Annotated in this window: 24 protein-coding genes; 12 read left to right on the top strand and 12 right to left on the bottom strand. The window is 69.7% G+C overall.

Going from position 1 to position 23,811, the window contains the following annotated elements:
* Position 1: 1 nt before the first annotated feature.
* Positions 2-1,600, bottom strand: a complete 1,599-nt coding sequence (locus OHA68_RS41065; RefSeq protein WP_327105049.1) for an ATP-binding protein — start codon at positions 1,598-1,600, stop codon at positions 2-4.
* Positions 1,601-1,801: 201 nt separating this feature from the next.
* Complete coding sequence (locus OHA68_RS41060; RefSeq protein WP_327105048.1) at positions 1,802-2,551, bottom strand: SDR family NAD(P)-dependent oxidoreductase; 750 nt, start codon at positions 2,549-2,551, stop codon at positions 1,802-1,804.
* A gap of 95 nt (positions 2,552-2,646) precedes the next feature.
* On the opposite strand from OHA68_RS41060, the gene OHA68_RS41055 reads away from it, so the two are divergent.
* Positions 2,647-3,255, top strand: a complete 609-nt coding sequence (locus tag OHA68_RS41055) for a TetR/AcrR family transcriptional regulator (RefSeq protein ID WP_407674395.1) — start codon at positions 2,647-2,649, stop codon at positions 3,253-3,255.
* Positions 3,256-3,369: 114 nt separating this feature from the next.
* On the opposite strand, the gene OHA68_RS41050 is transcribed toward OHA68_RS41055, so the two are convergent.
* The 4 genes from OHA68_RS41050 to OHA68_RS41035 all read right to left on the bottom strand — a co-directional run bounded on the left by OHA68_RS41050 (position 3,370) and on the right by OHA68_RS41035 (position 6,667).
* The gene (locus OHA68_RS41050; protein WP_327105046.1) at positions 3,370-3,942 is read right to left on the bottom strand and encodes a hypothetical protein; all 573 of its coding nucleotides are present in this window, start codon (positions 3,940-3,942) and stop codon (positions 3,370-3,372) included.
* A 33-nt stretch (positions 3,943-3,975) separates the two neighbouring features.
* On the bottom strand, positions 3,976-5,163 hold the full coding sequence (locus OHA68_RS41045) for a serine hydrolase domain-containing protein (RefSeq protein WP_327105045.1): 1,188 nt from the start codon (positions 5,161-5,163) through the stop codon (positions 3,976-3,978).
* Between the two features lie 150 nt (positions 5,164-5,313).
* Positions 5,314-5,550, bottom strand: a complete 237-nt coding sequence (locus OHA68_RS41040) for a PIN domain-containing protein (protein ID WP_327105044.1) — start codon at positions 5,548-5,550, stop codon at positions 5,314-5,316.
* A gap of 118 nt (positions 5,551-5,668) precedes the next feature.
* The gene (locus tag OHA68_RS41035) at positions 5,669-6,667 is read right to left on the bottom strand and encodes an SDR family NAD(P)-dependent oxidoreductase (protein WP_327105043.1); all 999 of its coding nucleotides are present in this window, start codon (positions 6,665-6,667) and stop codon (positions 5,669-5,671) included.
* Between the two features lie 81 nt (positions 6,668-6,748).
* Here OHA68_RS41035 and OHA68_RS41030 point away from each other — a divergent pair, with 81 nt between their 5' ends.
* The 6 genes from OHA68_RS41030 (at position 6,749) to OHA68_RS41005 (ending at position 10,804) form a co-directional block, all read left to right on the top strand.
* A complete protein-coding gene (locus OHA68_RS41030; RefSeq protein ID WP_327105042.1) occupies positions 6,749-7,351 on the top strand; it encodes a TetR/AcrR family transcriptional regulator in 603 nt (200 codons plus the stop codon).
* A gap of 327 nt (positions 7,352-7,678) precedes the next feature.
* Complete coding sequence (locus OHA68_RS41025; RefSeq protein WP_327105041.1) at positions 7,679-7,813, top strand: hypothetical protein; 135 nt, start codon at positions 7,679-7,681, stop codon at positions 7,811-7,813.
* Positions 7,814-7,951: 138 nt separating this feature from the next.
* A complete protein-coding gene (locus tag OHA68_RS41020; RefSeq protein ID WP_327105040.1) occupies positions 7,952-9,577 on the top strand; it encodes a DUF6571 family protein in 1,626 nt (541 codons plus the stop codon).
* Positions 9,574-10,164, top strand: coding sequence for a hypothetical protein (locus OHA68_RS41015; protein ID WP_327105039.1), 591 nt, complete (start codon positions 9,574-9,576; stop codon positions 10,162-10,164). Before OHA68_RS41020 ends, OHA68_RS41015 begins: the two co-directional genes overlap by 4 nt.
* A gap of 4 nt (positions 10,165-10,168) precedes the next feature.
* A complete protein-coding gene (locus OHA68_RS41010) occupies positions 10,169-10,471 on the top strand; it encodes a hypothetical protein (RefSeq protein WP_327105038.1) in 303 nt (100 codons plus the stop codon).
* A 147-nt stretch (positions 10,472-10,618) separates the two neighbouring features.
* Complete coding sequence (locus OHA68_RS41005) at positions 10,619-10,804, top strand: hypothetical protein (RefSeq protein ID WP_327105037.1); 186 nt, start codon at positions 10,619-10,621, stop codon at positions 10,802-10,804.
* A 205-nt stretch (positions 10,805-11,009) separates the two neighbouring features.
* On the opposite strand, the gene OHA68_RS41000 is transcribed toward OHA68_RS41005, so the two are convergent.
* Together OHA68_RS41000 and OHA68_RS40995 are read right to left on the bottom strand one after the other, a co-directional pair.
* Positions 11,010-11,231 carry a DUF397 domain-containing protein gene (locus tag OHA68_RS41000; protein WP_327105036.1) on the bottom strand — a complete coding sequence of 74 codons (222 nt, stop codon included), beginning with the start codon at positions 11,229-11,231 and terminating at the stop codon, positions 11,010-11,012.
* Positions 11,222-12,193, bottom strand: coding sequence for a helix-turn-helix domain-containing protein (locus tag OHA68_RS40995; protein ID WP_327105035.1), 972 nt, complete (start codon positions 12,191-12,193; stop codon positions 11,222-11,224). Before OHA68_RS40995 ends, OHA68_RS41000 begins: the two co-directional genes overlap by 10 nt.
* Before the next feature lie 99 nt (positions 12,194-12,292).
* On the opposite strand from OHA68_RS40995, the gene OHA68_RS40990 reads away from it, so the two are divergent.
* Positions 12,293-12,775, top strand: a complete 483-nt coding sequence (locus tag OHA68_RS40990; protein WP_327109617.1) for an ATP-binding protein — start codon at positions 12,293-12,295, stop codon at positions 12,773-12,775.
* A gap of 53 nt (positions 12,776-12,828) precedes the next feature.
* On the opposite strand, the gene OHA68_RS40985 is transcribed toward OHA68_RS40990, so the two are convergent.
* Both OHA68_RS40985 and OHA68_RS40980 read right to left on the bottom strand, forming a co-directional pair.
* The gene (locus OHA68_RS40985; RefSeq protein ID WP_327105034.1) at positions 12,829-13,542 is read right to left on the bottom strand and encodes a dienelactone hydrolase family protein; all 714 of its coding nucleotides are present in this window, start codon (positions 13,540-13,542) and stop codon (positions 12,829-12,831) included.
* Positions 13,543-13,684: 142 nt separating this feature from the next.
* Positions 13,685-15,565, bottom strand: coding sequence for a DUF4132 domain-containing protein (locus OHA68_RS40980; protein WP_327105033.1), 1,881 nt, complete (start codon positions 15,563-15,565; stop codon positions 13,685-13,687).
* A gap of 92 nt (positions 15,566-15,657) precedes the next feature.
* Between OHA68_RS40980 and OHA68_RS40975 the strand changes: the two genes are divergently transcribed.
* Entirely contained in the window at positions 15,658-16,407 is a 750-nt protein-coding gene (locus OHA68_RS40975) for a crotonase/enoyl-CoA hydratase family protein (protein WP_327105032.1), read from the top strand.
* A gap of 67 nt (positions 16,408-16,474) precedes the next feature.
* Here OHA68_RS40975 and OHA68_RS40970 read toward each other — a convergent pair whose 3' ends face one another.
* Complete coding sequence (locus OHA68_RS40970) at positions 16,475-17,776, bottom strand: FAD-binding oxidoreductase (protein ID WP_327105031.1); 1,302 nt, start codon at positions 17,774-17,776, stop codon at positions 16,475-16,477.
* Positions 17,777-17,829: 53 nt separating this feature from the next.
* On the opposite strand from OHA68_RS40970, the gene OHA68_RS40965 reads away from it, so the two are divergent.
* Together OHA68_RS40965 and ligD are read left to right on the top strand one after the other, a co-directional pair.
* Positions 17,830-21,069: a BTAD domain-containing putative transcriptional regulator gene (locus tag OHA68_RS40965; protein WP_327105030.1), complete on the top strand. Its 3,240-nt coding sequence runs from the start codon at positions 17,830-17,832 to the stop codon at positions 21,067-21,069.
* A gap of 4 nt (positions 21,070-21,073) precedes the next feature.
* Positions 21,074-22,255, top strand: coding sequence for a non-homologous end-joining DNA ligase (gene ligD / locus OHA68_RS40960; RefSeq protein WP_327105029.1), 1,182 nt, complete (start codon positions 21,074-21,076; stop codon positions 22,253-22,255).
* 8 nt (positions 22,256-22,263) lie between these two features.
* Here the strand turns inward: ligD and OHA68_RS40955 are convergent, their stop codons facing one another.
* Positions 22,264-23,145 carry an SDR family oxidoreductase gene (locus OHA68_RS40955; RefSeq protein ID WP_327105028.1) on the bottom strand — a complete coding sequence of 294 codons (882 nt, stop codon included), beginning with the start codon at positions 23,143-23,145 and terminating at the stop codon, positions 22,264-22,266.
* 86 nt (positions 23,146-23,231) lie between these two features.
* On the opposite strand from OHA68_RS40955, the gene OHA68_RS40950 reads away from it, so the two are divergent.
* Positions 23,232-23,810: a TetR/AcrR family transcriptional regulator gene (locus OHA68_RS40950; protein WP_327105027.1), complete on the top strand. Its 579-nt coding sequence runs from the start codon at positions 23,232-23,234 to the stop codon at positions 23,808-23,810.
* Position 23,811 lies beyond the last annotated feature (1 nt).

Raw genomic sequence — 23,811 nt, 5'->3', positions numbered from 1 at the left:
TTCACCCACGCAGAACGGTGACTTGGCGGCCGGACGGTGTGGTCGCCTGCTCGAAACTGCCTCGTTCCCTCCAGGGTGCGGCCTCAGGGCGCCGGTCGAAGATCACCAGTACGCCGGTGGAGAGGCTGAGCCGGTCCAGATAGCCGTCGAGCTGGGCGAGGCCTTCGGGCAGTGGGTCGTCCCTGCCGGCCCGCCAGACCTTCAGCTCCATGGCCTCGCGTTGCAGCAGCCGCTCGCCTTCGAGACCGGTGTAGGGCCAGCGGACCAGGACGTCCAGGCGTTTGGTGCCGGCGGCGTACTCCCGGTCGAGCTGGCCGCCGCCGTTGACCAGGCGGTGCAGGAAGGCCATGAGGATGATCTGGCAGGCGGCCTCGTGGTAGCCCTCCTGACGGATGAGCACCTCGCCGTGCTCGCGCCAGAACACGACGAACTCCTGCAGGAGGCGCGGCAGATCGAACCGGCCGTCCGGCAGCACGAAGCTGTGCGGATCGGCCTTGACGAACCGCTCTGTGCGATCGCCCAGGACCCGTAGCAGGACTTCCCGATAGATGGGGTTGGCGATCTCCATATCTCTGGTCCCTCGGAGGAGACCCAGATCGTGGACGTAGGAAACGTCGTCGTCAAAGGCGGCGTCCGTGCCCGGAGACGTGCCGGCCACGATCGGTTCGATCACCCGCTTGACCCGGGGCTCGTGCAGCCGGGCCACGAGCGCGTCAAGGTGGGTGGCGCGCGCCCGGATCAACCGCTCCTTGGCGTCCTCCACCTGCCCGGCGGTGACGGCGCCCGTCACGCCCATTTTGAAGACGACCTCATGGGCCAGGGCGTTGACCAGCCACGGCTGACCCTGCGTCAGCTCGAACACCCGCTCCACCGCGTCCTTGGTGAACTCCTGGCCGGTCGCCTCCGTGTGCTGGTCGTACAGCTCGGCGATCTCGTCGGCGGTGAAGTCGCCCAGGCGCAGCGACTCAGCGACGATGTTGAACGGGCTGGCCGGGTTCGACCTGCCGGGCTCTCCACCCGAGGCGACCTTGTAGTCACGCAGGTCACGCAGCCCGCACAGCACCACGGACGCGGGGAAGGGTTGGCCCTCATGCCGGGCGTTGTGGCCGTGGCGGAGCTGGCTGAGGATGCTGACCATGCTGTTGCCCTGCAGGGCGTCGATCTCGTCGAGGAGCAGCACCACGCGGCGCGGGCTGCGGCGGCACCACTCGCTCAGCGCCGAACCGAACCGGGTGCCCGCCGGAGCCTCCGGCCAGGGATCCGGCGGCAGCAGTTTCTTCGGCCATCCCGATCTCCCGGCGGCCTCGCGGAGAGACTTCAGCAGGATCGTCTCCGCGGCGGCGTAGTCGTCACCGGCCGACTTGGCGCGCTCGCAGGAGAACATCAGCGCGGCGACGTCGCCCTCGGCGGTCAGCTCGGACGCCTGGGTGCGCAGCATCGTGGTCTTGCCGGTCTGCCGGGGCGCGTGCAGCACGAAGTAGCGGTCCATCTCGATGAGCACCCGTGCCTGCGGAAGCCGCTGCGCGGGAGGCAGCATGTAGTGGTGCTGAGGGCCGCACGGGCCGGTGGTGTTGAAGTATCTCGTCCGAGGCGGGCGCATGGTTACATGATGTCACCGAGCTGTCGCTTCAGGTGTGCGAACCTACTTTCTACAAGTGTCCCGTTGAGCGACCGTCAGCCGGACAGAGGTGTGAGGTGACGGCCGCTCGCGGGCGATCAGATGGTCGTCGTCCGGGAGGGGCGGCCGATTTCACGGCCACGGCGACGTGCGGCCAAGCCGTCACTCCGCCGTGGAGCGGGGTCAGATCTGGTTCTCGCCGCCGTCGACGTACAGGTTGGCGCCGATCATGAAGCTGCTGTCGGCGGAGGCGAGGAAGGCCACGGCGGCGGCGACCTCCTCCGGGCGTCCCATCCGGCCCATCGCGATGCCTGCGCCCTGCCGGGCCTTGAAGGCGGCCGCGTTCTCCGCGCCGACGAGTTCGGTGATCCCGGAGGTGTCGATCGGCCCCGGTGAGATCGCGTTGACGCGGATGCCCCGGTCCTTGAGCTCGTTGGCCCAGGTCCGGGCGAAGGATCGGACGGCGGCCTTGGACGCCGCGTACACGCCGAAGGCCTGCGTGCCGTTGTCGGCGGCGGTGGAGGCGTTCAGGATCACCGAGGCGCCGTCGTTGAGCAGGGGCAGCGCCTTCTGCACGGTGAGGAGCGTGCCCTTGACGTTGACGTCGAAGATGCGGCCGTATTCCTCCTCGGTGATCTGCTCGAGCCTCGTGAACGAGGCGGTGGCCGCGTTGGCGAACAGCACGTCCAGGCCCTGACCTCGGTCGCGGACCGTGTCGTACAGCCGGTCCAGGTCGGCCGGGTCGGTGATGTCGCCGGGGATCGCGGTGGCCGCCGGGCCGATGAACTCGGCGGCCTCGTCCAGCTCGGCCTTGCGCCGGCCGGTGATGAACACGTGCGCCCCCTCGGCCGCCAGCCGTGCGGCGGTGGCCCGGCCGATTCCCCGCGTGCCGCCGCCGGTGATGACGGCGGTCTTGCCTTTGAGCTTGCCCATCTCTCTGACCTCCATAAATTTTCATACCTATCGGTACCGAACGGAGATTACAGCATTTGCGAACCGATCGGTACGGAAGAGGTATGCTCATGGGCGTGGACACCAAGCCGAAGGCGCCGGTCGGCCGGCCGAGAGGTTTCGACGCCGACGAGGCTCTCGAACGCGCCATGCTGGTTTTCTGGGAGCAGGGCTACGAGGGCGCCAGCCTCACCGACCTGACCAACGCCATGGGGATCACCCGCACCAGCATGTACGCGGCCTTCGGCAACAAGGAGGAGCTGTTCCGCAAAGTCCTGAAGCGCTACACCGAAGGCCCCGCCGCCTACGGGGGATGGGCCTTGAAGGAGCCGACCGCCAGGGAGGTGGCCGCCGCGTTCCTCGCCGGCTCGGTGCGGACCTCCACCTGTCCCGGCCTCCCCGCCGGCTGCCTGGGCGTCCAGGGCTCCCTGGCCGCCGGTGACCCCGGCCAGGTGGCCCGCGACACCCTCACCGCCTGGCGCAACGAGGGCTGCTCCCGTCTGCGGGAGCGATTCCAGCGGGCCGTCGACGAAGGAGACCTGCCCCCGGGCACCGATCCGGAGCTGCTCGCCCGCTACGTCATGACCGTGGCGAACGGCATCGCCGTCCAGGCGGCCAGCGGTGCCGGCCGCGACGCCCTCCAGAAGGTGGCCGACATGGCCCTGCGCAACTGGCCACCCGCCTGACAGCCGCCGCGCATCTGGCCGGCAGGGCTGCGAAGCCTCTCACGAGGCGCTGGTCAGAGCCGGCCCCAGCACGTGCCATGGGCCTGTCCGAGCAGCGCGTCCATCAGTCGAAGGTCAGAGCTTGATGCCCTTGATGATCTTTGCCAGCTCCGGCACGAGGGGCTGGCTGGCCATCACGGTGACGACGACGCCCTTACGCTCGACCCAGCCCGCGTACCGGCCGTGGCCCAGCGCGCCGTCGCCCGCCTGCGTGAGCACCTGACGGCCGCCGATCCTCACGGTCTTCGTGTCGCCGGAGAACGTCCCTATGATGAACGGCGCGTTCTTGAGCTGCGCCGGCTTGCTCGCCTTCGGCCAGCACACCACCCTGACCCACAGCGACCGATGCCTGGGGCTCTCCTCGGAGCGCTCATCACTCCACTGGTAGCCGTACTCGGTGATGCCGTTGTGCTTGTTGACGCCGACCTGGCCGTACGTGAAGCCCTTCGGGAGGTGGTCGACGCGGAGTCCCTTGATGGCGGTGGCGCCCCTGGGCGGCTTGTCGGTCTTGGAGTCGTACGACCGCTTCGCCTCCGCCTTGGTCGGGACAGGGCAGACCGGCCGCTCCGCCGCCTGGGCAGGGGACACGATCAGAGCCGCAGCGATGGGCAGTACGGACAGGACGGCAAGCTTGTGAATCTTGGTCATATCTGGCTTTGATGCGACAGGTGCGAGGAAAGTTCACCGGGCGAAGGCCGCGAGCGCGATGCCCATGCTGCGCTGATTCCGGCCCGCGGCCTTGGCGTCGGTGGAGTTGACCGCGTACACGACCGTCCGGCTCAGGTCACGGGTGGCGCCGATGCCGGCCGCGCTGCCGTACCGGGAGCCGGTCTTGCCGTAGGCCACGATGCCGCCGGGCAGCTCCAACCTGGACAGGCCCGAGGTGTAGGTGGCGGGATCGCCGGTGCCGTACGTGGGCACCCGCGGCACTGTGAACATGTGCTCGAGCTCCGCCGCCGGCACCACCTCGCCACCGAACAGGGCCTTGACGAACGTCTCCAGGTCGGCGGTGGTGGAGATCAGGTCGCCGGAGGCCCAGGTGGAGGTGGTGCTGGTCACGGTCATGTCCACGACATGGTCGCTGCCGTACTCGATGGCGTTCTGGAAGCCCGCGGGGACGACCTGGTAACCGTGGTTGTGCCGTCCGCGGATGCGGGTGGACTCGCCCGGCAGGTAGCTGTTCCGCATGCCGAAGGGCTTGAGTATGCGGGTGGTGACCTCGTGCTCGTAGGACCGGCCGGTGACCTCCTCGATGAGCAGGCCCGCGACGAACGTGTTCATGTTGACGTAATGCTGCTGCGTGCCCGGAGTGAACTCCATCGGGTTCTTCACAGCCTCGCCGACATACTCCCGCGGCGTCCACTTCTTGAACCTGGTGGCGTAGACCCACGCGAAGCTGTCGCCGATCGCGGGCGAGGGCAGCCCGCTGGTGTGGTTGAGCAACTGCCCGACCTTGACGGCCTGGTAGCTGTCCGGCAGCAGGCCGGGCAGATGCTGCTGGACCGTGTCGTCGAGCGAGATCTCACCCTCGGCGACGAGCTGCAGGACGACCGCGACGGTGAAGATCTTGGTCACGCTGCCGACCCGGAATCGGGCCCCCTGCTTCGTGGGGCGGTCGGTACGCAGGTCGGTCACGCCCGTGACCCCCTGCCACGAGCCCTTCGCGCCGCCCACCCTGACCTCGGCCGCGGTGGCGTCGGAGGCGGGCAGCCCGGCGATGCTCCGCTCCAGCGCGGCCTCGTTGATCGGCGGCACCTCGACCCGTGCGACGGCGGAAGGCGCCGTACCGGCGGCTGCGAACGTTGGCACGGCGGCGGTGGAGAAGACGGCGGCGAGGGTGAGAGCGGCGGCGACATGGGTGCGCTTCATTTCGGTATCTCCAGGTAGCGGCGTTCTGTGGAATGCCTCAATCCTGTCGATCACAGGCGGTCGCCCGGATCGCCGTCACCGGCGATCTTCCATCTCACTCCCGAGAGGGAGCTTCTCGCCCGATCGAGTGACCACGGAGTACGCGCCTGATCAGATAGCGATGAGCCGGACACGGTCGCCGCACAGCCGGGCCATGTCGTCGACATCGGAGGTCAGTACGGCCACTGGACCCGGTTGGCGCAGCGCCACTTCGGCGACCGTCGCGTCGATCGCGTACCGGTGGCCGTGCAGACCCGTGGCCTTGAGTAGTTTCGCGGACACCTTGGCCGCACGTTCGGTCACCGGCTCGACCTTGACGCGGGAGAGCACCCACTGCAGCCGGAGCAAGGTTACGCATTGCTGGATATAGGAGGCCGGTTCCTGCCAGGGGTCCCTTGGGAGCCGCAAGCGCATCCGTCCCCGGACCGCGAGACTGAGAACGCGGTCCGGTCGATGCGCGATCGCGTCATGTGGAGGCCGTGCCGGTCTCGCCTCCCTGGTCCAGCAGGGCGTTGATCATCTCCTGCAGCTGGGCGCGTCCCACGGTGCCGAGCGCGCCGGCCAAAGCTTCGGCGAGCTTGTCGAACGGGTCGTCCATCGGCAATTCCTTCACCTTCTCGGCCAGTTCCGCCACGCTCCACAGCCCGTCTTTGTGGATGTGGCCGCCGAGGGACCAGCCCCGGTTGACCGTGACCGTCCCACCCCGCACCGACAGCACCTGGCCGGTGAGCGGGCAGGCTGAACTGCCCAGGTAGGCGGCGACGGGCGCGTTGGCAGCGGGGTTCAGGGGGTCGAACCGGCCCGTCGGCGGTTCCTGACTCATACCGGGAACGGCGAGGGTGAGCCTGGTGCGGGCCATCGAGGGCGAGATGCAGTTGACCCGCACGCCGTACCGGCCGAGTTCGAGGGCCGCCACGGTGGTCAGCGCCGCGACTCCGGCGTTGCCCGCCGCGTAGGAGACCTGCGCGGGCAGCGGGTTGAGCAGTCCGGAGCCGGAGGAGGTGTTGACGACAGCCCGGTCGGCGTGGACTCCTGCGTGGAACTGGTCGCGCCAGTGGCGGGCCGCCCAGTGCGTCACCGCGAAGGTGCCCTTGAGCTTGACGGTCAGGACGTCGTCGAAGTCCTCCTCCGACAGGTCGGTCAGGCCCATGTTCCGTTCGATGGTCGCGTTGTTGACCACGACATGCAGGTCGCCGAAGGACTGTAGTGCCGTCTCCACCATGCGGCGGGCGCCGTTCCAGTCGGCGACGCTGTCGGTGCTGGCCACAGCCTGTCCGCCATGGGCAGTGATCTCCTCGACGACCTTCGCGGCTACGCCGGCGTCGCCGCCCGTGCCGTCGATGGCGACGCCGGGGTCGTTGACAACGACCTTGGCGCCTTCGGCGGCGAAGAACAACGCCTCCTCTCGCCCAATGCCGCGCCCTGCTCCGGTGATGAGGACGACGCGTCCGTCCAGACTTCCCATGATGACCACCCTTCAATGACTGCAGTCTCTGTAGCGATTCATAGTATGCATCAATTCGGAGGATGCAATAAGCTGCACCGCATGGTGGAGAAACTCGGACTGCGGGAGCGCAAGAAGCAGCGCACCCGGCAGGCACTGATCGAGGCGGCGGTTCGCCTGTTCGAGGACAAGGGCTACGACCACGTGACCGTGGCTGAGATCGCAGACGCCGCGGAGGTGTCCCCCCGCACCTTCTTCCTCCACTTCCAGGCCAAGGAGGACGTGCTCCTGGCCAACGCCGACCTGCGCGTCGACCTGGCACTGCAGGCGATCGCCGAGCGCCGCGCCGAGGAACGGCTGCCCGAGTTGCTGGTGCGGGCAATGGATCAGATGATCGCCAACGCCTGGGACAGCGACCTCTCCAGCGGGCTGGCAGCGCTTCGGACGCGGCTGGCGGCCTCGGTGCCGGCACTGCAGGCCCGGCTGCTGCAGCGTTACCTCACCGCGCAGGCCGAACTGGCCCAGGCGCTGCAGCGGGCATTCCCTGACAGGCTCGACGCGATCACAGCCTCCGCCTTGGTCGGCGCGATGGTGGGCGCGGTCAGCGCGTCCGCCTTGACCGCGCTGCAGCGCGGCGACGGACCCGCCGACGTACGGAACGCCATGCGAGAGGCCATGGCCCTGGTGGCACGATCCGTCACCTGATCGCTCTGGGGCGGCGCACTCCGCATCCACATGACCGGGACGGCTCTGTCACATCTGTCGGCGGAACAGGAGAAGAGCGCCAGATACCATGCTTTTCCGTTATGTGGCACTCGTGGGGAGCTGTCGGCCGGGGGATAATGCGGCTGTCCTCGACCGTGCCGGAGACCCGTGATGACGACCCCGTCGCCGAATCCCCAGCCGTCACCCGAGCGACCGCCGGACAAGCCCTCGGCCCGCACCGACACGGGTCCGGCGCAATCTTCTCGAACCCCACCGGCGATCGCACAACGGCCGGATTGGGGCTATTCGGGGATCGATCCGCAGCTGATGCACGCATTCGAGCGCGACCTCGGCCAGGCGGAGACCACGCTCGGCAGGCATGAGCCGCGGATCCGCCGCGCCCTGGAGGACCTCGATCTGGACACCTCGCGGCTGAGCGCGCTGCGTGAGCTGGGCCACTAGGTCAGCGCCAAGCGGCCGGAGTTACGCCGCCGCAACGAGACGATCCAGGCGGCGAACCCGGAATGGGGTGCGGCGCCGGCGGGCGGGATAGCGCCGTTCGACGAGAGTCTGTACGCCGCAGCCTCCGGGCAGCCTGAGGTGTACGCGGCCGCGCTCAAGCTGGGCAAGCTCGACCGGAACGGCGAGGTGGACGAGAAGACCGTCGCCGAGTTGGAGAAGCGGGTGGGCGACGCGGGGTTCGCCACGTCGCTGATGTACGCGCTCGGGACGGAGAAGTTCCGTCACCTCATGGCGGTGCTGGTGTACCAGAAGGACGAGCGGAAGCAGCGATTACAGGCGGCGCTGGGCAAGGCGCTCGGCGCGGCCAGTCCGAGGCTGAGTGGGTCATGGCGCAAGGAGATGCTCAACGGTCTGCGCGTGCCGGTGGATCAGCACGCGCTCGCGGAGCTGCTCCCGCACGGCAAGTTCACCCAGGACTTCTTGGTGTCCACGGCCAAAACGCTTGAGAGCCTGGATCGGAAAACCTCGAACGACCCGGCCTTGGCCGGCAATCCGTACGATCCGATGATCGGGGTCATGAAGGCGCTCGCCAACCATCCCAAGGCGGCCCAGGACTTTTTCGTCAACGACCCCAGCGTGATGAAGCGCTACGTCACCGAACGAGCGATGTATGACGACGGGGCTGCGTTCGGCAAGGCGCTGGAAGCGGCGACAATGACCTACCGCGACCGCAACGGCACGCCCCAGGAACCCTCTCCGGGCTTCAACTCGGCCAAGATCGCCTCGGACTTCATCCATTGGGAAGCTCAGCGCGTGTTGGCGGGCACCGAAGGACCGTCCTTCGCTACGACCGGTACCACCGCCCGCATACTGGCTGCCTATATCAACGACGTCAGTCGCGCTGCGAAAACGCCGCGTCTCAGCGACTCCAGCGTCTCCGGGTTCAGCCGAACGCACCTACCGGCGGACGATGAGGTCTGGAGTGCGAAGTTCAGGAGGGAAGACCTTCGGAAAGTCATGGAAGACGCGTTCAAGCACGATCCGAAGGCGTTGGCGACGGTCGCGGCGGCGCAGACCGCGTGGTCGAGAAACCTGCTTGACCACGGTGCTGCGCAAGCTGCCGAAGGCAGGGGAACCGATGCTCTCATGGCCCATGCGAAAGAGGTGGGGGCAGGCTTCGGGTTGATCACTGACGCGAGCGGGCTGGCTACCATCCAGAAGGGCAAGGAGTTGGACGAGGCTCAGGAGCGGAACATCAAGATAATCATGGCGGCGGTCAATACCGGACTCGCTATCCCGCAGTCAGCCGCCTGGGCGATAACGGCAACCACCCTGGGCTCGTGGACCAGCTTGATCGAGGAAACGGCTAAATCTGAGAAGAATCAGAATAGGGCTGTGTACGATGCCAACACGGCAGTGGACAAGACAAAGTTTCTGCTCGATCAGCTTGCCGCGGATGCCATGCTCAAGCATGGGCTGTTCGGTAAGGGTGAGCCCGCTACAGCCACACATCCGTGGGGCTCCTTGGAAGGATTGGGGAAGGGGGAAGACCCACGTAAGTCGTCTAATAATTTCCTCAAGAACGACGGAGAGTCGCTGATGACACTGGGCGAGATGGCATCTTATAAGGGTGATATTCAGCCGCGGCTTGACGCCTATGAGAAATGGCTCTACGACGATGGGGCCGGTAAGCAGTGGAAGGAAATCTCCGATGAGTTAGACAAGGGCTATGAGGCCGGCTTCTCGGAGTTCAAGCCAAGATGAAGATGAATCGCACTTTCTCGGTGGCGATGCTGATCATATTGGCCCTGTTGGGCGCTTGTCAGCAGGAGAAGCCATCCCCAGTTACTAAGACGCTACTTCCGTCGGTCGCGGCTCCGCCGTATATATGCGACTACATTCCACTGGATGCGGTGCGGCTGATGACAGGTGTGCAAGATCCGATCGTCAACGGGGATTTTGATCTGACTGTAGGCCAGGAGCTGGATGGAAAAGCTTACGGAACCGGTGGCTGCTTTGTTTATCAGCCGACCGGAAACAAGACGAAAGTGCTGCAGATATCCCTGTCTCCCGCTGGGTCGAAAGAAGAAGCCGAGTGGGAGATCAGTCAGGGCGCTCGGCGGCTACCGGACATCGTCCCTGGGGCGATCGGTTACTACGGTCAGGACGGCAGTGCTGACAATACCCAGGCGGCGGCGATACTGGTACACGGTCTTGATCAAGTGATCGTGGAGTTGATCCAGGGTGTCAAAGGGCGGGACAACGCTGCCGATGTGGTGGCCATGATGAAACTGATAGCGCCGAAGCTGATCCTCGACGCGACCCCCGCTCCCAAGAAGACCAAGGGCTGAGCCGATGGCCGCGATGGTGCGCAACCCGCTGCACGAGGCGCTCCAGCAGGCCATGCGTACGATCGGCCCGATGATCGAACAGATCAATGCGGACGTCGACCGGCCCTGCCGGATGTTCCACTCGGGCAAGGTCTGGACCGGCCCGGCCGCCAAGCAGTTCGACGCTCAGCTCGCCCAGTTCAGCTTGCGTGCCCGCACCTCGGGACAGGCCATCATGGACGAACTGCGTCAGGTCCTGAGCCGTACGCCCAGCGAGGTGACCGAGGAGGAGGCCGCCTCGATCAGACGGAAGTACAGGCTCGTCTGACTCCCGGTGCGGACGGGGCGCGTTAGGCGTGATCAAGGGTGGCGGCGTGTCGGTTCTGGTCATGATCCCTGCCGACCCGGATCGCGATCCCGAGCTCTTTCGTGAAGCCGTCAAGCGTCTGGAAGCAGTCGTAGAAAGGATGGGCCGATGAGCAAGACGATCACCTATGTCATCACCTACGAGAACGGGCGGTGGGTGTCGCGTTGCCCCACCGGGGAGATCGAAGGTGTCGGCCTGGCTGGATCCTTGTCGCAGATGGAGCGCGACTTGGTGGACATGCACGTCTGGGCTTGGCCGGAGGACACCCCTGGCGTGGAGTTCGTTTTCGACTAACGCGTCCATCAGCTGAAGGTCAGTGCTTGACGATGGCCGGGCCGCGCGTCAATGCGGCGTGGCCGTCCGCCGGCCGAAGCCGCTCGGCAGGGCTTGTCTCGCCGGGAACAGCGTCAGCCGGAGCACTTGAGTATGTCTCCGTCTCAGGCTGTTCCCCGCCGGCGCGGCCCCCGGTGAATCGCCGGGGGCCGTATGGTCGCTGACGCTAGAAGTCGAAGATGCCGGTCTTCGCACCTGTGACGAACTTGTCCCAGACGGCCCGGCGGAGAACCCACGGGTCGGTGTCCGGTTGCTCGGTGTCACGCAAGGCGACGCGGCCGTCCGACAGATGCTTTGCTTCCAGGCACTCGCCACCCTGACCGCTTGACGCGGTGATCCAGCCTTTGGGGTCCGCGATTTCCCGTGCGATGTCTTCGTTTAATTCCACGTCGTCGCTCTCTCCTTGATCCGCTGTATTGACAGGTACTCGGGAAGTGCGGCTTTACGCACACATTCGAGCCGACGCACGAGCCTTTTGATCTCATCGGTTTTGTCAATGACGAGCCCGTGGAGGGCTGATTCGACGTATGCGGCGATCGGCACTCCATCCTCCTGCGCCAGAACGACAGGCCCCACCAGCATCGCTGTGCACAAGGCCTCGTACGGGATGAGTTGGACGTTGAACCAGTTGTTCTCGGCCATGGTGATCAGATGTTCTAGCTGACGGCGCATCACAGAGCTGTCCCCAATCGGACGATACAGGATGCCTTCGTCCATGACAGCGAGATATTGGGGCGGTGCGGGGCGGTTGAAGATGGTTTGCCGTTCCAATCGAGCCTCGATGGCTTCCTCGACCTGCTGGGGTGTCGAGTCCGGCTCCCCGATGAAGAGCACGCGAGCGTACTCCTCGGTCTGCGCGAGTCCCGGCACGATAAGCGGTGCGACACTGATGATCTGGTCGGCTCTCCGCTCGATCGGCGGCCACTGCCGGTACCACTCCGGCACTCGGTTGCCGGTGATGGCCGGCCAGTAGGTGAGGAGGACGCCCTCCAGCCCCAGCGCCTTTTCACAGAGCTCGATCAACTCGCGGGTGGGGTTCTCGTCGCCGCGTTCTACGTTTCCGATGCGGCTTTTGCTGTAGCCGATGCGCTCGGCAAGCTGAGCCTGAGTCAGCTTAGCGGCATATCGGTATTTGCGTAGTTCGACACCGAAACGCGCTGTGGGACCGGCGGTTGGATCAAGCTCTTTGGGTGCTGGCATCTCTGCTCCCGTTGCCAGGTCTATTTCAGCTCTTCTGGCGTAGTGGCAGCAGAAGTCTGGGATCGCTCTGGGAATGTATCCGCAGACAATGTAGCGCGTTGCGGGCAGTGTGTGGATGGCCGCAAGACAACTGGTCTGCTCGGTGCTCACTTAACAGAACTTTTGCTAGATCATCGCTGGTATGCATATATGAGTGAATGGGCATAGGTGATTAACGTGACAGTGTTCGGCGCTCGGCTCATCGGAGAGATGCGTTTTCCTGGATATCCAGAAATTCTGAGCGATGTCCGCATTTACGTGGCTCGATGGCTCGTCATCGAGCTGCCCGAAGCGGTCGAGGACGGCGAACTGCTGGACAACGTACGCCTTCTCGCGACCGAGCTCGCCACTAACGCAATAAAGCACACTATTTCCGGCCGATGGCGCAAAGGATCATTTCGCGTTCGTATGTGGCTCAGTGCCGAGCAGGTCCGTGTCGAGGTCATGGACCAGGGATGGTGGTCGGGGCCGCGACTCCGCGACGACCCCGACAAGACCAGCGGGCGAGGACTGCGCATCCTGGCCGCCGTGGCGACGCGATGGGGAGTGAAGAGGCGCTGGCTCGGCCGGACCGTGTGGTTCGAACTCCCCATCCAGTTTCCCCCGGCCGAGCACCCGGCAGACCTGGAGTCACCGTCCCGGCCGGGCTCGCTGCCGCCGTCGGCAGCAGCTACCTCCACGCCCTCGCCATGACCCGCGTCGACATCGCGTTCAGGAACCTCGTCGCGGGCTAAAAGGCAGCGGACTTATCCAAGGTGCCGGGCGAAGAACCGCAGCGTGTCGTCGGTTTCGTACGCGGGGATCTGCCCATGGCCGCCGGGGTTGGCGTGCAGGGTCTTGTCGGTGGAGGCGAGGGCGTCGAACAGGGTCAGGGCCTGGTCCCGGGGGACCATCTTGTCGTCCCATTGCAGGAGGAACCGCACAGGTACGGTGACCTGGGCGGCGGTGTCGGTCAGCCCGCGCGCGCCGAGCAGGCCCAGCACCGCGGCGCGGATCCGGGGCTCGGCGGCGAGCAGCGGCACCCCGAACCTGCAGCCCATCGACATGCCCCAGTAGCCGGCCGGGCCGGCGCCCACCTGGTCGAGCTCCTGGACCGCGGTCAGCACGGCCTGCCAGTCGGCGACGGTCTGTCCGGCCAGCAGGGTGTGGATGGCCGTGGCCGGTTCGGTCGCGTCCTCATCGGCGGCCATCCGGGCCCGCATGTCGCTCGCCAACTGGATGAACTGCTCGCTTTTCGGCCGGTCGCCGTGGCTGGGGGCGTCGATCGCGGCGACGGCGAAGCCGCCTTCGCCGGCGAACCGGTGTGCGCCGGCCACGATGCCGGGGGCCCTCTTGTGCTGGCCGCCGCCGTGTCCCAGCAGGATCAGCGGGCGGGGGCCGGTGGCGTCCTGCGGCGTGAACAGGACGCCGGTGATCTCGCCGAGGGCGAAGGACTGTTCGGTGACGCCGTCGGTCGACATCTGGGAAGTCACGCTGAAGCGCATGGCGTTGCAAAGCCTTTCGGGGGTGCCTTGGGCGGGCGCTCCCTAGACCATGAGGGGGAGGGAGTCCCGACCTGTCATCACAGCGTTGATCGGTCTCACCTCCTCTGGTCGCAGTGCCTCACGGCGCCGCCGAACTTATCACAACACCGCCTGACCTGGCCGAGGTGGCCGCGGCGAACAGGTCCACCTCCCGCATCGCCTCGCTGAACACCACCGGCGGCACCTCGGCCAGCGACGCCGCCTGCCGGCCACCCTCGGCCGGCCGGTGGAAGCGGACCTGGCCGGTGACCGCGTGGCCGTCGGCGTCCGGCAGGAGATCATGGGAGAACGTCACCTGCCACCCTCCCACCCTGCGCCGAGCCTCCCCGGACCCGCCGCCGTCCCACGGGCCGAGGTGCTCGGCCCGCCACCCCTGCCGCTTGAACAGCGCGTACAGCTTCGGATAGTCCACCACGTGCCCGGCGAACCGATCGGAGTAGACCTCCGTCGCCTCCTCAGCCGCCGTCAGCGGATAGACCTCACGAAAGGCCTGCTTGAACGGCTGCCCCAGCTCCCGCACCACGTCCCGCCAGGCCGCCACCTCCTCCGCGGACGCGCGGGCCGGATGCCACAGCCGCACCGGCACGTCCGGCACGCCCAGCCCCAGCTCGCTCCGCCAAGCACCAGGTGACACCTCGAACTCCCAGATCAGCCGGTCCACGATCGGCTGCCCCGCCAGCCGGCGGTAGGGCGGCGGCGGGTCGCTCGCGTAGCCGGCCTCCAGCGCCCTGACCAGGGTCGCCTGCTGCCGCTGGACCTGCTTGGCCAGGTTTCGCAGCCGCTTGACCTCGTCGGGATGCTCCTGTCTGACCGCCGCCGGGGCCGACCTGAGCTTCTTGTCCCCGTGCCACCATGACAGCTCGACCGCGCCATCGGTCGAGATCACCGCCGTGTGCTCGCCCAGTGCCTGCCGGACCCGGCCGTCCGGCAGCCGGAAGGCGACCTCGATCCGCCCGGCCAGGGCGGGCTCGATCCGTTTGAGCATGCGGTCCAGCTGCTTGGGCACCCCCGCATGCCGGGTCGCCTGACGGGCGGCCCGCAGCGCCGCCATCGCCTCGGGGGTCGGATGGTCCTCCACCGCGCGAGCGATCTCGAACAGCACCCCCTGCGAGGGCAGCGTCCTGGCCTCGGTAGGCGCCACCGCCACCCCGGGCAGCAGCCGCCCCAGCAGCTCAGGCAGCCACGGCTCATCCCGGAACAGCGCCAGCCGGGCGGCCCGGCCGATGGTCTCCTTCTCCCCGGTGGCGAACGCCTTGTCCGCTTGGTAGGGGATCTCGCCGGCATGGATCGCCGCGACCCGGGCCTCGGCCGTCTCCAGGGTCACCCGCGCGAAGTCACGGTAATCAGGCAGGTCGTCGAGCCGCTCCAGCACGTCGGGCAGGGGCGGAAAGGCGTTGAACGAGTGCTCCCGGACCGACTCGGCGAACAGCGCCCGCCGCGGCACATCCCAGCCGAGGAGCAACTCCACCTCGGCGACCGCGATCGGCCCCCGCCCCTCGGTGAGCTGCGCGGCCACCTCCGCGTCCAGCCCTGCGAGCCCGGCCGCCGCCAGCAGCGAGAAGGGGCTGTCCAACCGCTTCTCGCGCAGCAGGAAAGCGACCACCGTGCGGGCGGGCTCGGCCAGCCGCTCCAGCGGCGCTCCGGCAGGGCACCGCACCAGCGCACCGACGCCGACGAACAGGTCCGCCCACTTCCGGGTCGGCAATCCGTCGACCAAGGCCCCGAACAGATCGAGGCACGCCTCGGGGGTGAACACCGGTTGCCTTGTGCGCGCCTCCGCCTCGGTCGAGAAGCGCGCCATCCTGGCCCCACCGGGCCGCTTCCCGACTCGGTAGGCAGCTGGGATCAGGGTGCCCAACTCGACCGCGCTCAGCAGGGAGGTGTCCGGCCACCGCACGTGGTCCTGCCTGGCTCCGGTCATCAGATCCTGCAGGTGCCTGGCTGGAGAGGAAAGCTTCATGCGGGAGATCCTGCCGGACGCCTCCGACACAATCGCTCCTGGCCTGAGCCGGGATCGGGTCGTACGTTGAGATGACCGGAGAAGGAGACGGCATGACCGTACGAGTGGAGCGCGAAGGCCCGGTGACGACCGTCGTGCTCAGCAGGCCCGAGGCGCGCAACGCCGTCGACCGCAAGACCGCCGACGCGCTCACCGAGGCCTTCCGCGCGTTCGACGACTCCGATGCCGACGTCGCGGTCCTGTGGGGGGAGGGCGGCACGTTCTGCGCGGGCGCCGACCTCAAGGCGCTGGACAACCACGTCGGCGAGGACGGCGACGGGCCGATGGGCCCGACCAGGCTGCGCCTGTCGAAGCCGGTCGTCGCCGCCGTCGCCGGGCACGCCGTCGCGGGCGGCCTGGAGCTGGCGCTCTGGTGCGACCTGCGGGTGGCCGAGGAGGAGGCGGTGTTCGGCGTGTTCTGCCGCCGCTGGGGGGTGCCCCTCATCGACGGTGGCACGGTACGGCTGCCGCGCCTCATCGGCCAGAGCCGGGCGATGGACCTGATCCTCACCGGCCGGCCGGTCGGCGCGCGGGAGGCGTACGAGATGGGACTGGCCAACCGGGTCGTGCCCACCGGCACCGCCAGGCAGGCGGCCGAGGAGCTGGCCCGCGAGATCGCCCGCTTCCCGCAGACCTGCCTGCGCGGCGACCGGCTGTCGGTGCTGGAGCAGCACGGCCTCGCCGAGGCCGACGCGATGCGGGGCGAGCTGCGCCACGGCCTCGCCTCGCTGCCGCACGCCGCGGACGGCGCCGCCCGCTTCGCCTCCGGAGCCGGCCGCCACGGCGACTTCGGGCGGCTCTAGCCCCCTGACCGCCGCCACGGCGAGCTCGGGCGGCCCTAGCCTCCTGACCGCCGTGGCGGCCGGGCGGCTAGAGGACCGGGAAGTTCGCCCTGATCACGCCGCGGGGGTCGCGGGCGCGCTTGAGGTCGCGCAGCCTGTCGAGGGTGTCGCGAGGGAAGGCGGACGCGGCGTGCTCGCCGTCGTGCAGCATCGTGTACGGCTTGCGTCCGGTCGTGTGCGGCACCAGGGCCTTCGACAGGCCTTCGATCCGGTCGGCCGTGTCCTGGGACGGCAGGCCGAGCAGGTAGACCAGGTACGGCTCGTCCAGGTGACCGGCCGCGCCGCCGCCCGGGACGGGCCGGGACAGGGCGCCGCCCAGGTGCCTGATCTGCACGCTGACCAGCGGGTCGATCGGGTCGGCCAGCAGCACCTCGGCCACCGCGTCGTCCAGGCTCGTCAGCAGGTACGCGCTGCTCATGCTGGGGAGCGGGTCGGTCGGTTCGGCGCAGATGCCGCCCAGCTCGGCCACCGGCAGCAGGCCACGGCCGTCGCTGATCGCGCCGCCGATCCGGTCGAACGGGCTCAGCAGGTCGCCCGGGTGCTCGCCCAGGAAGGTGCAGTCCACCGTGACGAAGCCCGGCCCGCCGGGGAACTTCAGCAGGTCGAACCAGACGGTCAGCTCCTCCGGAGCCGTCGCGGTGACCTCGCGGTAGGCGGCCAGCACCTCCGGCGCCCGCTCCACCGGCCACATGATCCGCCCGCCGTACAGGAAGGGTGCCGGACGCAGGGCGAACTCCAGCGCCGTCACCACGGCGAAGTCGCCGCCGCCACCGCGCAGCGCCCAGAACAGCTCCGGGTCGGTCTCCGCCGTCACCCTGATCTTCGCGCCGCCGGCGTCGATCGCGTCGAAGGCCAGCACGCTGTCGGCGGCGAACCCGTAGGCCCTGCTGAACCAGCTCAGCCCGCCGCCCAGCGTGTATCCCGTCACGCCCACCACGGGGGAGCTGCCCGCCAGGCCCGTCAGTCCGAGCGGGCTCGCCGCGGCCAGCACCTGGCCCCACTGAGCGCCCGCCCCGACCCGCGCCACACCGTTCGGGCCGGCCTCCGCCGATCCACCGATGATCTCCACACTGTTCAGCCGGTGGGTGCGCAGCAGGATCGTGCCGTCGGCCGAGCCGCTGGCGGAGTGGCCGGTGGGCTGGGTCGTCACCGCCAGGCCGTGCAGGGCGGCATAGCTGACCGTGGCGGCCACGTCGTCGGCGTCCGCCGCCTCGACGACCGCCACGACCTTCTGCTCCACCGCCAGGTTCCACGGTCGGCTCTGCTCGGCGAAGCCGGGGTCGCCGGCGGCCCAGATCGTGCCCTTGATCGTGTTCTTCAGTTCGTTCATGGGGATGACTGTGCATGTAACGGTTTGAGAGTGGCTTGAGGTTGACTTGGGGCGTGGAGCTTCGACTGTTCGGCCCGCTTGAGGTGTACGACGCCGACGGCGTCAGGCTCGATCCCGGCACGCGCAAGCAGCGGGCCGTGCTGGCCATGCTCGCCCTGCGGCCGGGCCGGGCCGTCTCGCTCGACCGGCTCATCGAGGAGCTGTGGGCGGGGGAGGCCCCGGCCAAGGTCACCGCGACGCTCCAGGCGTACATCTCGCACCTGCGGCGGGTGCTGGAGCCGGACCGCAAGCCGCGCACCCCTCCCGCGCTGCTCCTCACCCGCGAGCCCGGCTACCTGCTCGACATCACGCCCGCCCAGACGGACCTGGGCCGCTTCGCCGCCTGGACCGCCGACGGCCGCCGCCTGATCCGGTCCGGCAGGCACGCCGAGGCCGCGGCGGTGCTCGATCGGGCGCTGGCGCTGTGGCGGGGGGAGCCGCTGGCGGAGTTCGCGGGCCTGGCCTTCACCCGCGCCGAGTCCGCCCGGCTGGCCGAGTTGCGGTCGGGCGCGCTGGAAGATCGGCTGGAGGCCCGGCTGGGCCTGGGCGAGGCCGGCATCCCCGACCTTGAGGCGCTGGCCGAGGCCAACCCCTACCGGGAGCGCGCCTGGGGCCTGCTGGTGCTCGGCCTCTACCGGGCCGGGCGGCAGGCCGAGGCGCTGGCCGCCCTGCGCCGGGTGCGCGCCCTGCTGGCCGGCGAGCTCGGCATCGAGCCGGGTCCCGAGCTGAAGCGCCTGGAACAGGCCGTCTTCGACCAGGCCCCGGAGCTGGAAGCCGAACCCCACCCCCCGATCTACGCCGCCCCCGGCTCACCGACCACCCTCCCGCCCGCTCCCGCAGGTCCGGGTGACGTGGTGATCTCGCAAAGTCCGGTCGAGGGCGTCGGTGGGCGGCTGGTGGGGCGGGACGGGGAGGTGCGGGCGGTCGAGGAGCGGCTGGCGGAGGCGCGGGCCGGCCGGGGCGGGCTGGTGGTCGTCACCGGCGAGGCGGGGATCGGCAAGACCAGCCTGGCCAGGGCCGTCGCCGAGCTGGCCGGGGCGCGCGGGTTCCGGGTGGCGTGGGGGCGCTGCCTGGACGGGGGCTCGGCGCCGGCGTTCTGGCCGTGGACGCGGGCGGGCGTGCTCCCGGCGCGGGCGCACGCCGAGCTGTTCGACCTGTACGACGACGTGCTCGCGCACCTGCGCGCCGGGCCGAACCTGCTGGTGCTGGAGGACCTGCACTGGGCCGACGCCTCCTCGCTGAAGCTGCTCGGTCATGTCGCCGGCGAGCTGGCCCGTACCTCCACGCTGGTCCTCGCCACGCTCAGGCCCGAGCCGGGCGAGCACCCGGAGCAGCTGCGCGAGACGCTCGGCGCGCTGGCCAGGGAGGGTCTGCGGATGCCGCTGGCCCCGTTCGACGCCGAGGACGTGCGCCACTACCTGCGCCTGCGCGACGTGCGGGCCGACCCGCTGGCCCTGTTGGACCGCTCGGGCGGTAACCCGTTCTACCTCACCGAGCTGCTCCGTCTGCCGGAGAGCGAACGCGATCTGGTCCCACCGGGCGCCCGCGACGTCATCGACCGCCGCCTGGCCAGGCTCCCCGGACCCACCAGGGAGCTGCTCAGGGCGGCGGCCGTGGCCGGCCGCGAGGTGGACCTGGAGCTGCTGTCCGCGCTGGCCGAGCGGCCGGTCGAGGAGGTCATGTCGCTGCTGGAGCCCGCCCTGGCGACCGGGCTGATCACCGAGGCGGCCGGTTACCGCTTCTCCCACGACCTGGTACGCCAGGCGCTCGACACCGGCCTGGACCGGCTGGCCCGCGCACGGTTGCACCTCAGGGCGGGCGACCATCTGCACCAGGTCCCCGGCGCGGACCCCGCCCTGCTCGCGGGCCACTACGCCGCCGCGGCCCCGCTGGGCGGCTCGGCCAGGGCCGTCGAGCACGCGACCGAGGCCGCCCGCCGGGCCACCGCCGGGCACGGCTACCAGGAGGCCGTCGAGCTGTGGGAGCTGGCGCTCGCGCACCTGCCGGCCGGCGACTCGCCCGCCCGCTGCCGCGCCCTGACCGAGCTCGGGCAGGCGCGCCGCGACGCCGGGGACGCCGAGGGCGCGCTGCGCGACCTCAGCGAGGCGGTCGCCCAGGCCCGCCGGCTCGGCGACCGGCAGGCGCTGGTGGCGGCGGTGTCGGTGTTCGGCGGCCCGGCGGTGTGGAACTGGCGGCCGTACGGGGTCGTGGACGAGGAGATGGTGGCGGTCCTGGAGGAGCTGCTGGCGGGCCCGCTCGCCGACCACGACAGGGCCACGCTGCTGGGCACGCTGGGCGTCGAGCTGTACTACGGCCCGCGCCGGGCCGAGGGCGAACGCCTCGCCGCCGAGGCGGTCGAGCTGGCCCGCGCCCTGCACGATCCGGCCCTGCTCGCCAGGACCCTGAACAACCACCTGCTCGCCTCCTTCGTCCCCGGCCGCAACCCGCAGCGGCTGCGCGCGGCCGAGGAGATGCGCGAGATCGCCCCCCTGGGCAGGCAGGCCCGCCTGATCGCCGGGATCTTCCGGATGTCCTGCCTCCTGCGCGCCGGTGAGCTCGCCGAGTGGGAGCGGGAGCTGGCCCGCTGCGACGAGCTGGTCCGGCGGCTGCGCCGGCCGGAGCTGGAGGCCATGGTCAGGGTGGCGGAGACGGCCGGGCACACCCTGCACGCGCGCTGGCCGGAGGTGGAGTCCCTGCTGGAGCGTTTCCCCGGCCCGAGGTACGGCGCGAGCCTGTGGGGGCTGGACGCCCGCCGCCTGACCGGCCTGTACACCTGCAGGCGCGGCCAGGGCAGGGTGGCCGAGATCCTGGACGAGCTCGTGGCCGCGGCCGGCCGCCCGCTGCTCACGCCGCTCCGCCCGCTCGCCGTGCTGGCCGCGCTCGACACCGATCAGGAGGACCTGGCCCGGCACCTGCTCGCCCGGTGGGGCGCCGACCTGCGCGAGGACTGGTCCGCCGACTTCCTGTGGCCCGTCTGGGGGCTCATCGCCGCCCGGCTCGGCACGCCGGATCCCGAGGATCTGTACGCACGGCTGCGGCCGATCGCGGACCAGCTCATCGTGATGGGCTCCGGCAGCGTCGGCTGGGGCTCGGTCAGGGATGTGCTGGCCCGGCTCGCGTTCCGGCTCGGCCGTACGGACGAGGCCCGTACGCACGCGCGGGCGGCGATCGACGCGCACCACCGCCTGGGCCTGGACCACTGGGAGGCCCGCAGTCGTGAGCTGTGGGAATGTCAGAGCCGCCACGTATCGTGATCTCATGCCTGACATCGAGGTGGCCGGGCGCGACGTGCGCATCACCAACCCGGACAAGGTGGTCTTCCCGCGGGGCGGCCACACCAAGCTCGACCTGATCCGCTACTACCAGGCGGTCGGCGAGGCCGCGCTGCGCGGTGTTCACGGGCGGCCGATGGTGCTCAAGCGCTTCGTGCACGGCATCGAGGAGGAGCCGTTCTTCCAGAAGCGCGCCCCGGCCAAGCGGCCCCCCTGGATCGAGGTGGCCGAGCTGCGCTACCGCTCGGGCCTCGGCGCCGAGGAGGTCGTCTGCACGGACCTGGCGCAGCTCGTCTGGGTGGTCAACCTGGGCTGCGTCGACCTCAACCCGCACCCGGTGCGCGCCGACGACCTCGCCAACCCCGACGAGCTGCGCATCGACCTGGACCCGGTGCCGGGCGTCGCGTACGCCGACGTGCTGCGCACCGCGCAGGTGGTGCGGGAGGTGCTCGGCGACCACGGGCTGACCGCGTGGCCCAAGACGTCGGGCTCGCGGGGGTTTCACGTCTATGCCAGGATCGATCGCCTCTGGCCCTACGCCCAGGTGCGCAAGGCGGCCGAGACGGTGGCGCGCGAGGTCGAGCGGCGCGCCCCCGATCTGGCCACCAGCCGGTGGTGGAAGGAGGAGCGGCACGGCGTCTTCGTCGACTTCAACCAGAACGCCTACGATCGCACCGTCGCCTCCGCCTACTCCGTGCGCGCCCTCCCCGATGCCCGCGTGTCCACGCCGCTCACCTGGGACGAGGTGCCCGGCTGCCGGCCGGAGAGCTTCACGCTCGACACCGTGCCGCACCGGCTGCGGGAGGTCGGCGACCCGTGGCAGGACATGGATCTGCACCCTGGCTCCCTGAACGGCCTGCTGGAGCTGGCCGACGAGCTCGGCCCCGCGCCCAAGCCGCCCAAGGGCAGCGGCCGCAGACAGCAGACCAGGCCCGTCATCGAGATCGCCAAGGCCCAGCACAAGGACGAGGCGATGGCCGGCCTCGAGCGCTGGAAGGCCCGCCACCCGGAGGCGGCCGCCCTGCTGGAGCCTGCCGACGTGCTGGTGGACGGCATGCGCGGGCGCAGCAGCCTGTGGTATCGGATCCGGGTCAACCTGGAGCATGTCCCCGAGGCGCGACGCCCGCCCCAGGAGCCGCTGGAGATCGACTACGACCCCTGGACCTAGCGAGCCGGTCAGGGCCGGAGGTTCTCCAGGTCCTCCAGGAGGCTCGGGTGCTTCGGCTCCCAGCCGAGCGTCTGCCGGGTGTAGGCGCTGGACGAGGGCTGGTCGCTCGAGAAGAGCGCGCCGAGCGGGCCGTAGGTCTCCGCCGGCACCGACTCGACCGGCAGGCCGAGCCGCCGGCCGATGACCGCGGCGATGTCGCGCACCTGGTCCCCCTCGTCGTCCACGGCGTGCCAGGCCGTGCCGGCCGGCGCCTGCTCCAGGGCGAGCCGGAAGAGGACCGCCGCGTCGAGCGCGTGCACGGCCGGCCAGCGCTGGGTGCCGTCGCCCGGGTAGCCGGACTGGCCGCTCTGGCGGGCGATGGCGGTCAGAATACCGGCGAACCCGCCCTCTCCCTCGTTGTGCACCGTGCGCGGCAAGCGTACGGCGCTGCTCCGGACCCCGCGCGCGGCCAGCGCCAGGACCGCCATGACCGCGCGACCGCGACCACCGACCGGCCCGTCGGTGATCAGCGGGTCGGCCTCGGTGGAGACGCGGCCCGGCGCGGCGGGTGTCCCCGAGGCGACGACGAAGGGGTGGGCGGTGCCGACGAGTGCCTGGCCGAGGGTCTCGAGGGCGGCGGTTTCCTCCGCGACCGCGTTCGCGAGGGCCTCCGGGCTGCTGAAGTCGTTGGCGAAGGCCAGGTGGATCACTCCGTCGGCCTGAGCGGCGCCGGCGTGGAGGACGTCCAGATCGGCGAGACCGCCGCGGAGCGCTTCGGCGCCGGCCGCCTCGGCGGCCTGCGCGGAGGCGTCGGAGCGGGCGAGCGCGAGGACGGTGTGGCCGTTGCCGAGCAGTTCGGCGACGACGGCGGAGCCGATCAGGCCGGTGCCACCGGTGACGAAGACGCGCATGGAACTCTCCCGTAAGTGATGGGACTCTTGTCTCATCACTCTAGCAGGGTGATGGGACAAGAGTCCCATCACGTTAGGATGGGCCCATGGGCCGATGGGAACCAGGCGCGCGCGAACGCCTTGTCGTGGCCGCCGTCGACCTGTTCACCGAGCAGGGCTACGACGCCACCACGGTCGCGCAGATCGCCGAGCGCGCCGGAGTCACCAAGAGCACCTTCTTCCGGCACTTCCCCGACAAGCGCGAGCTGCTGGTGGCCGGCCAGGAGGCGCTGAGCCGGCTGCTGGCCGAGGGGATCGCCGAGGCGCCTGACGGCGCCAGCCCGCTCGAAGCGGTCGCCGCCGGTCTCGAGCGTGCCTCCACCGCGATGGGCGCCATGAGTCGCCGGCTCGCCCCTCGCCTGAAGGCGGCCGTCGCCGCCAGTGCCGAGCTGCAGGAGCGTGACGCGCTCAAGAGCGTCAGCCTCGCGGCCGCGATGACCACCGCGCTGGTCGCCCGCGGCGTGCCCGACCCGACCGCGGCTCTCGCGGGCGAGCTGGGCGTCCTCGCCTTCAAACGGGGGTACGCGAAATGGTCCGAGAGCGATCGTGACGTCAAGGACGAGCTCGCCGGCTACGCCTTGGCGGCCCTGGACGAGCTGCGCGCGGCAAGCGCGTCACTGGGCTGAC

The organism is Nonomuraea glycinis (assembly GCF_035920485.1).
In the GTDB taxonomy this organism is placed as follows: domain Bacteria; phylum Actinomycetota; class Actinomycetes; order Streptosporangiales; family Streptosporangiaceae; genus Nonomuraea; species Nonomuraea glycinis.
Note: the sequence above shows the minus strand (reverse complement) of the source record. Positions and strands in the feature narration are given on the sequence as shown.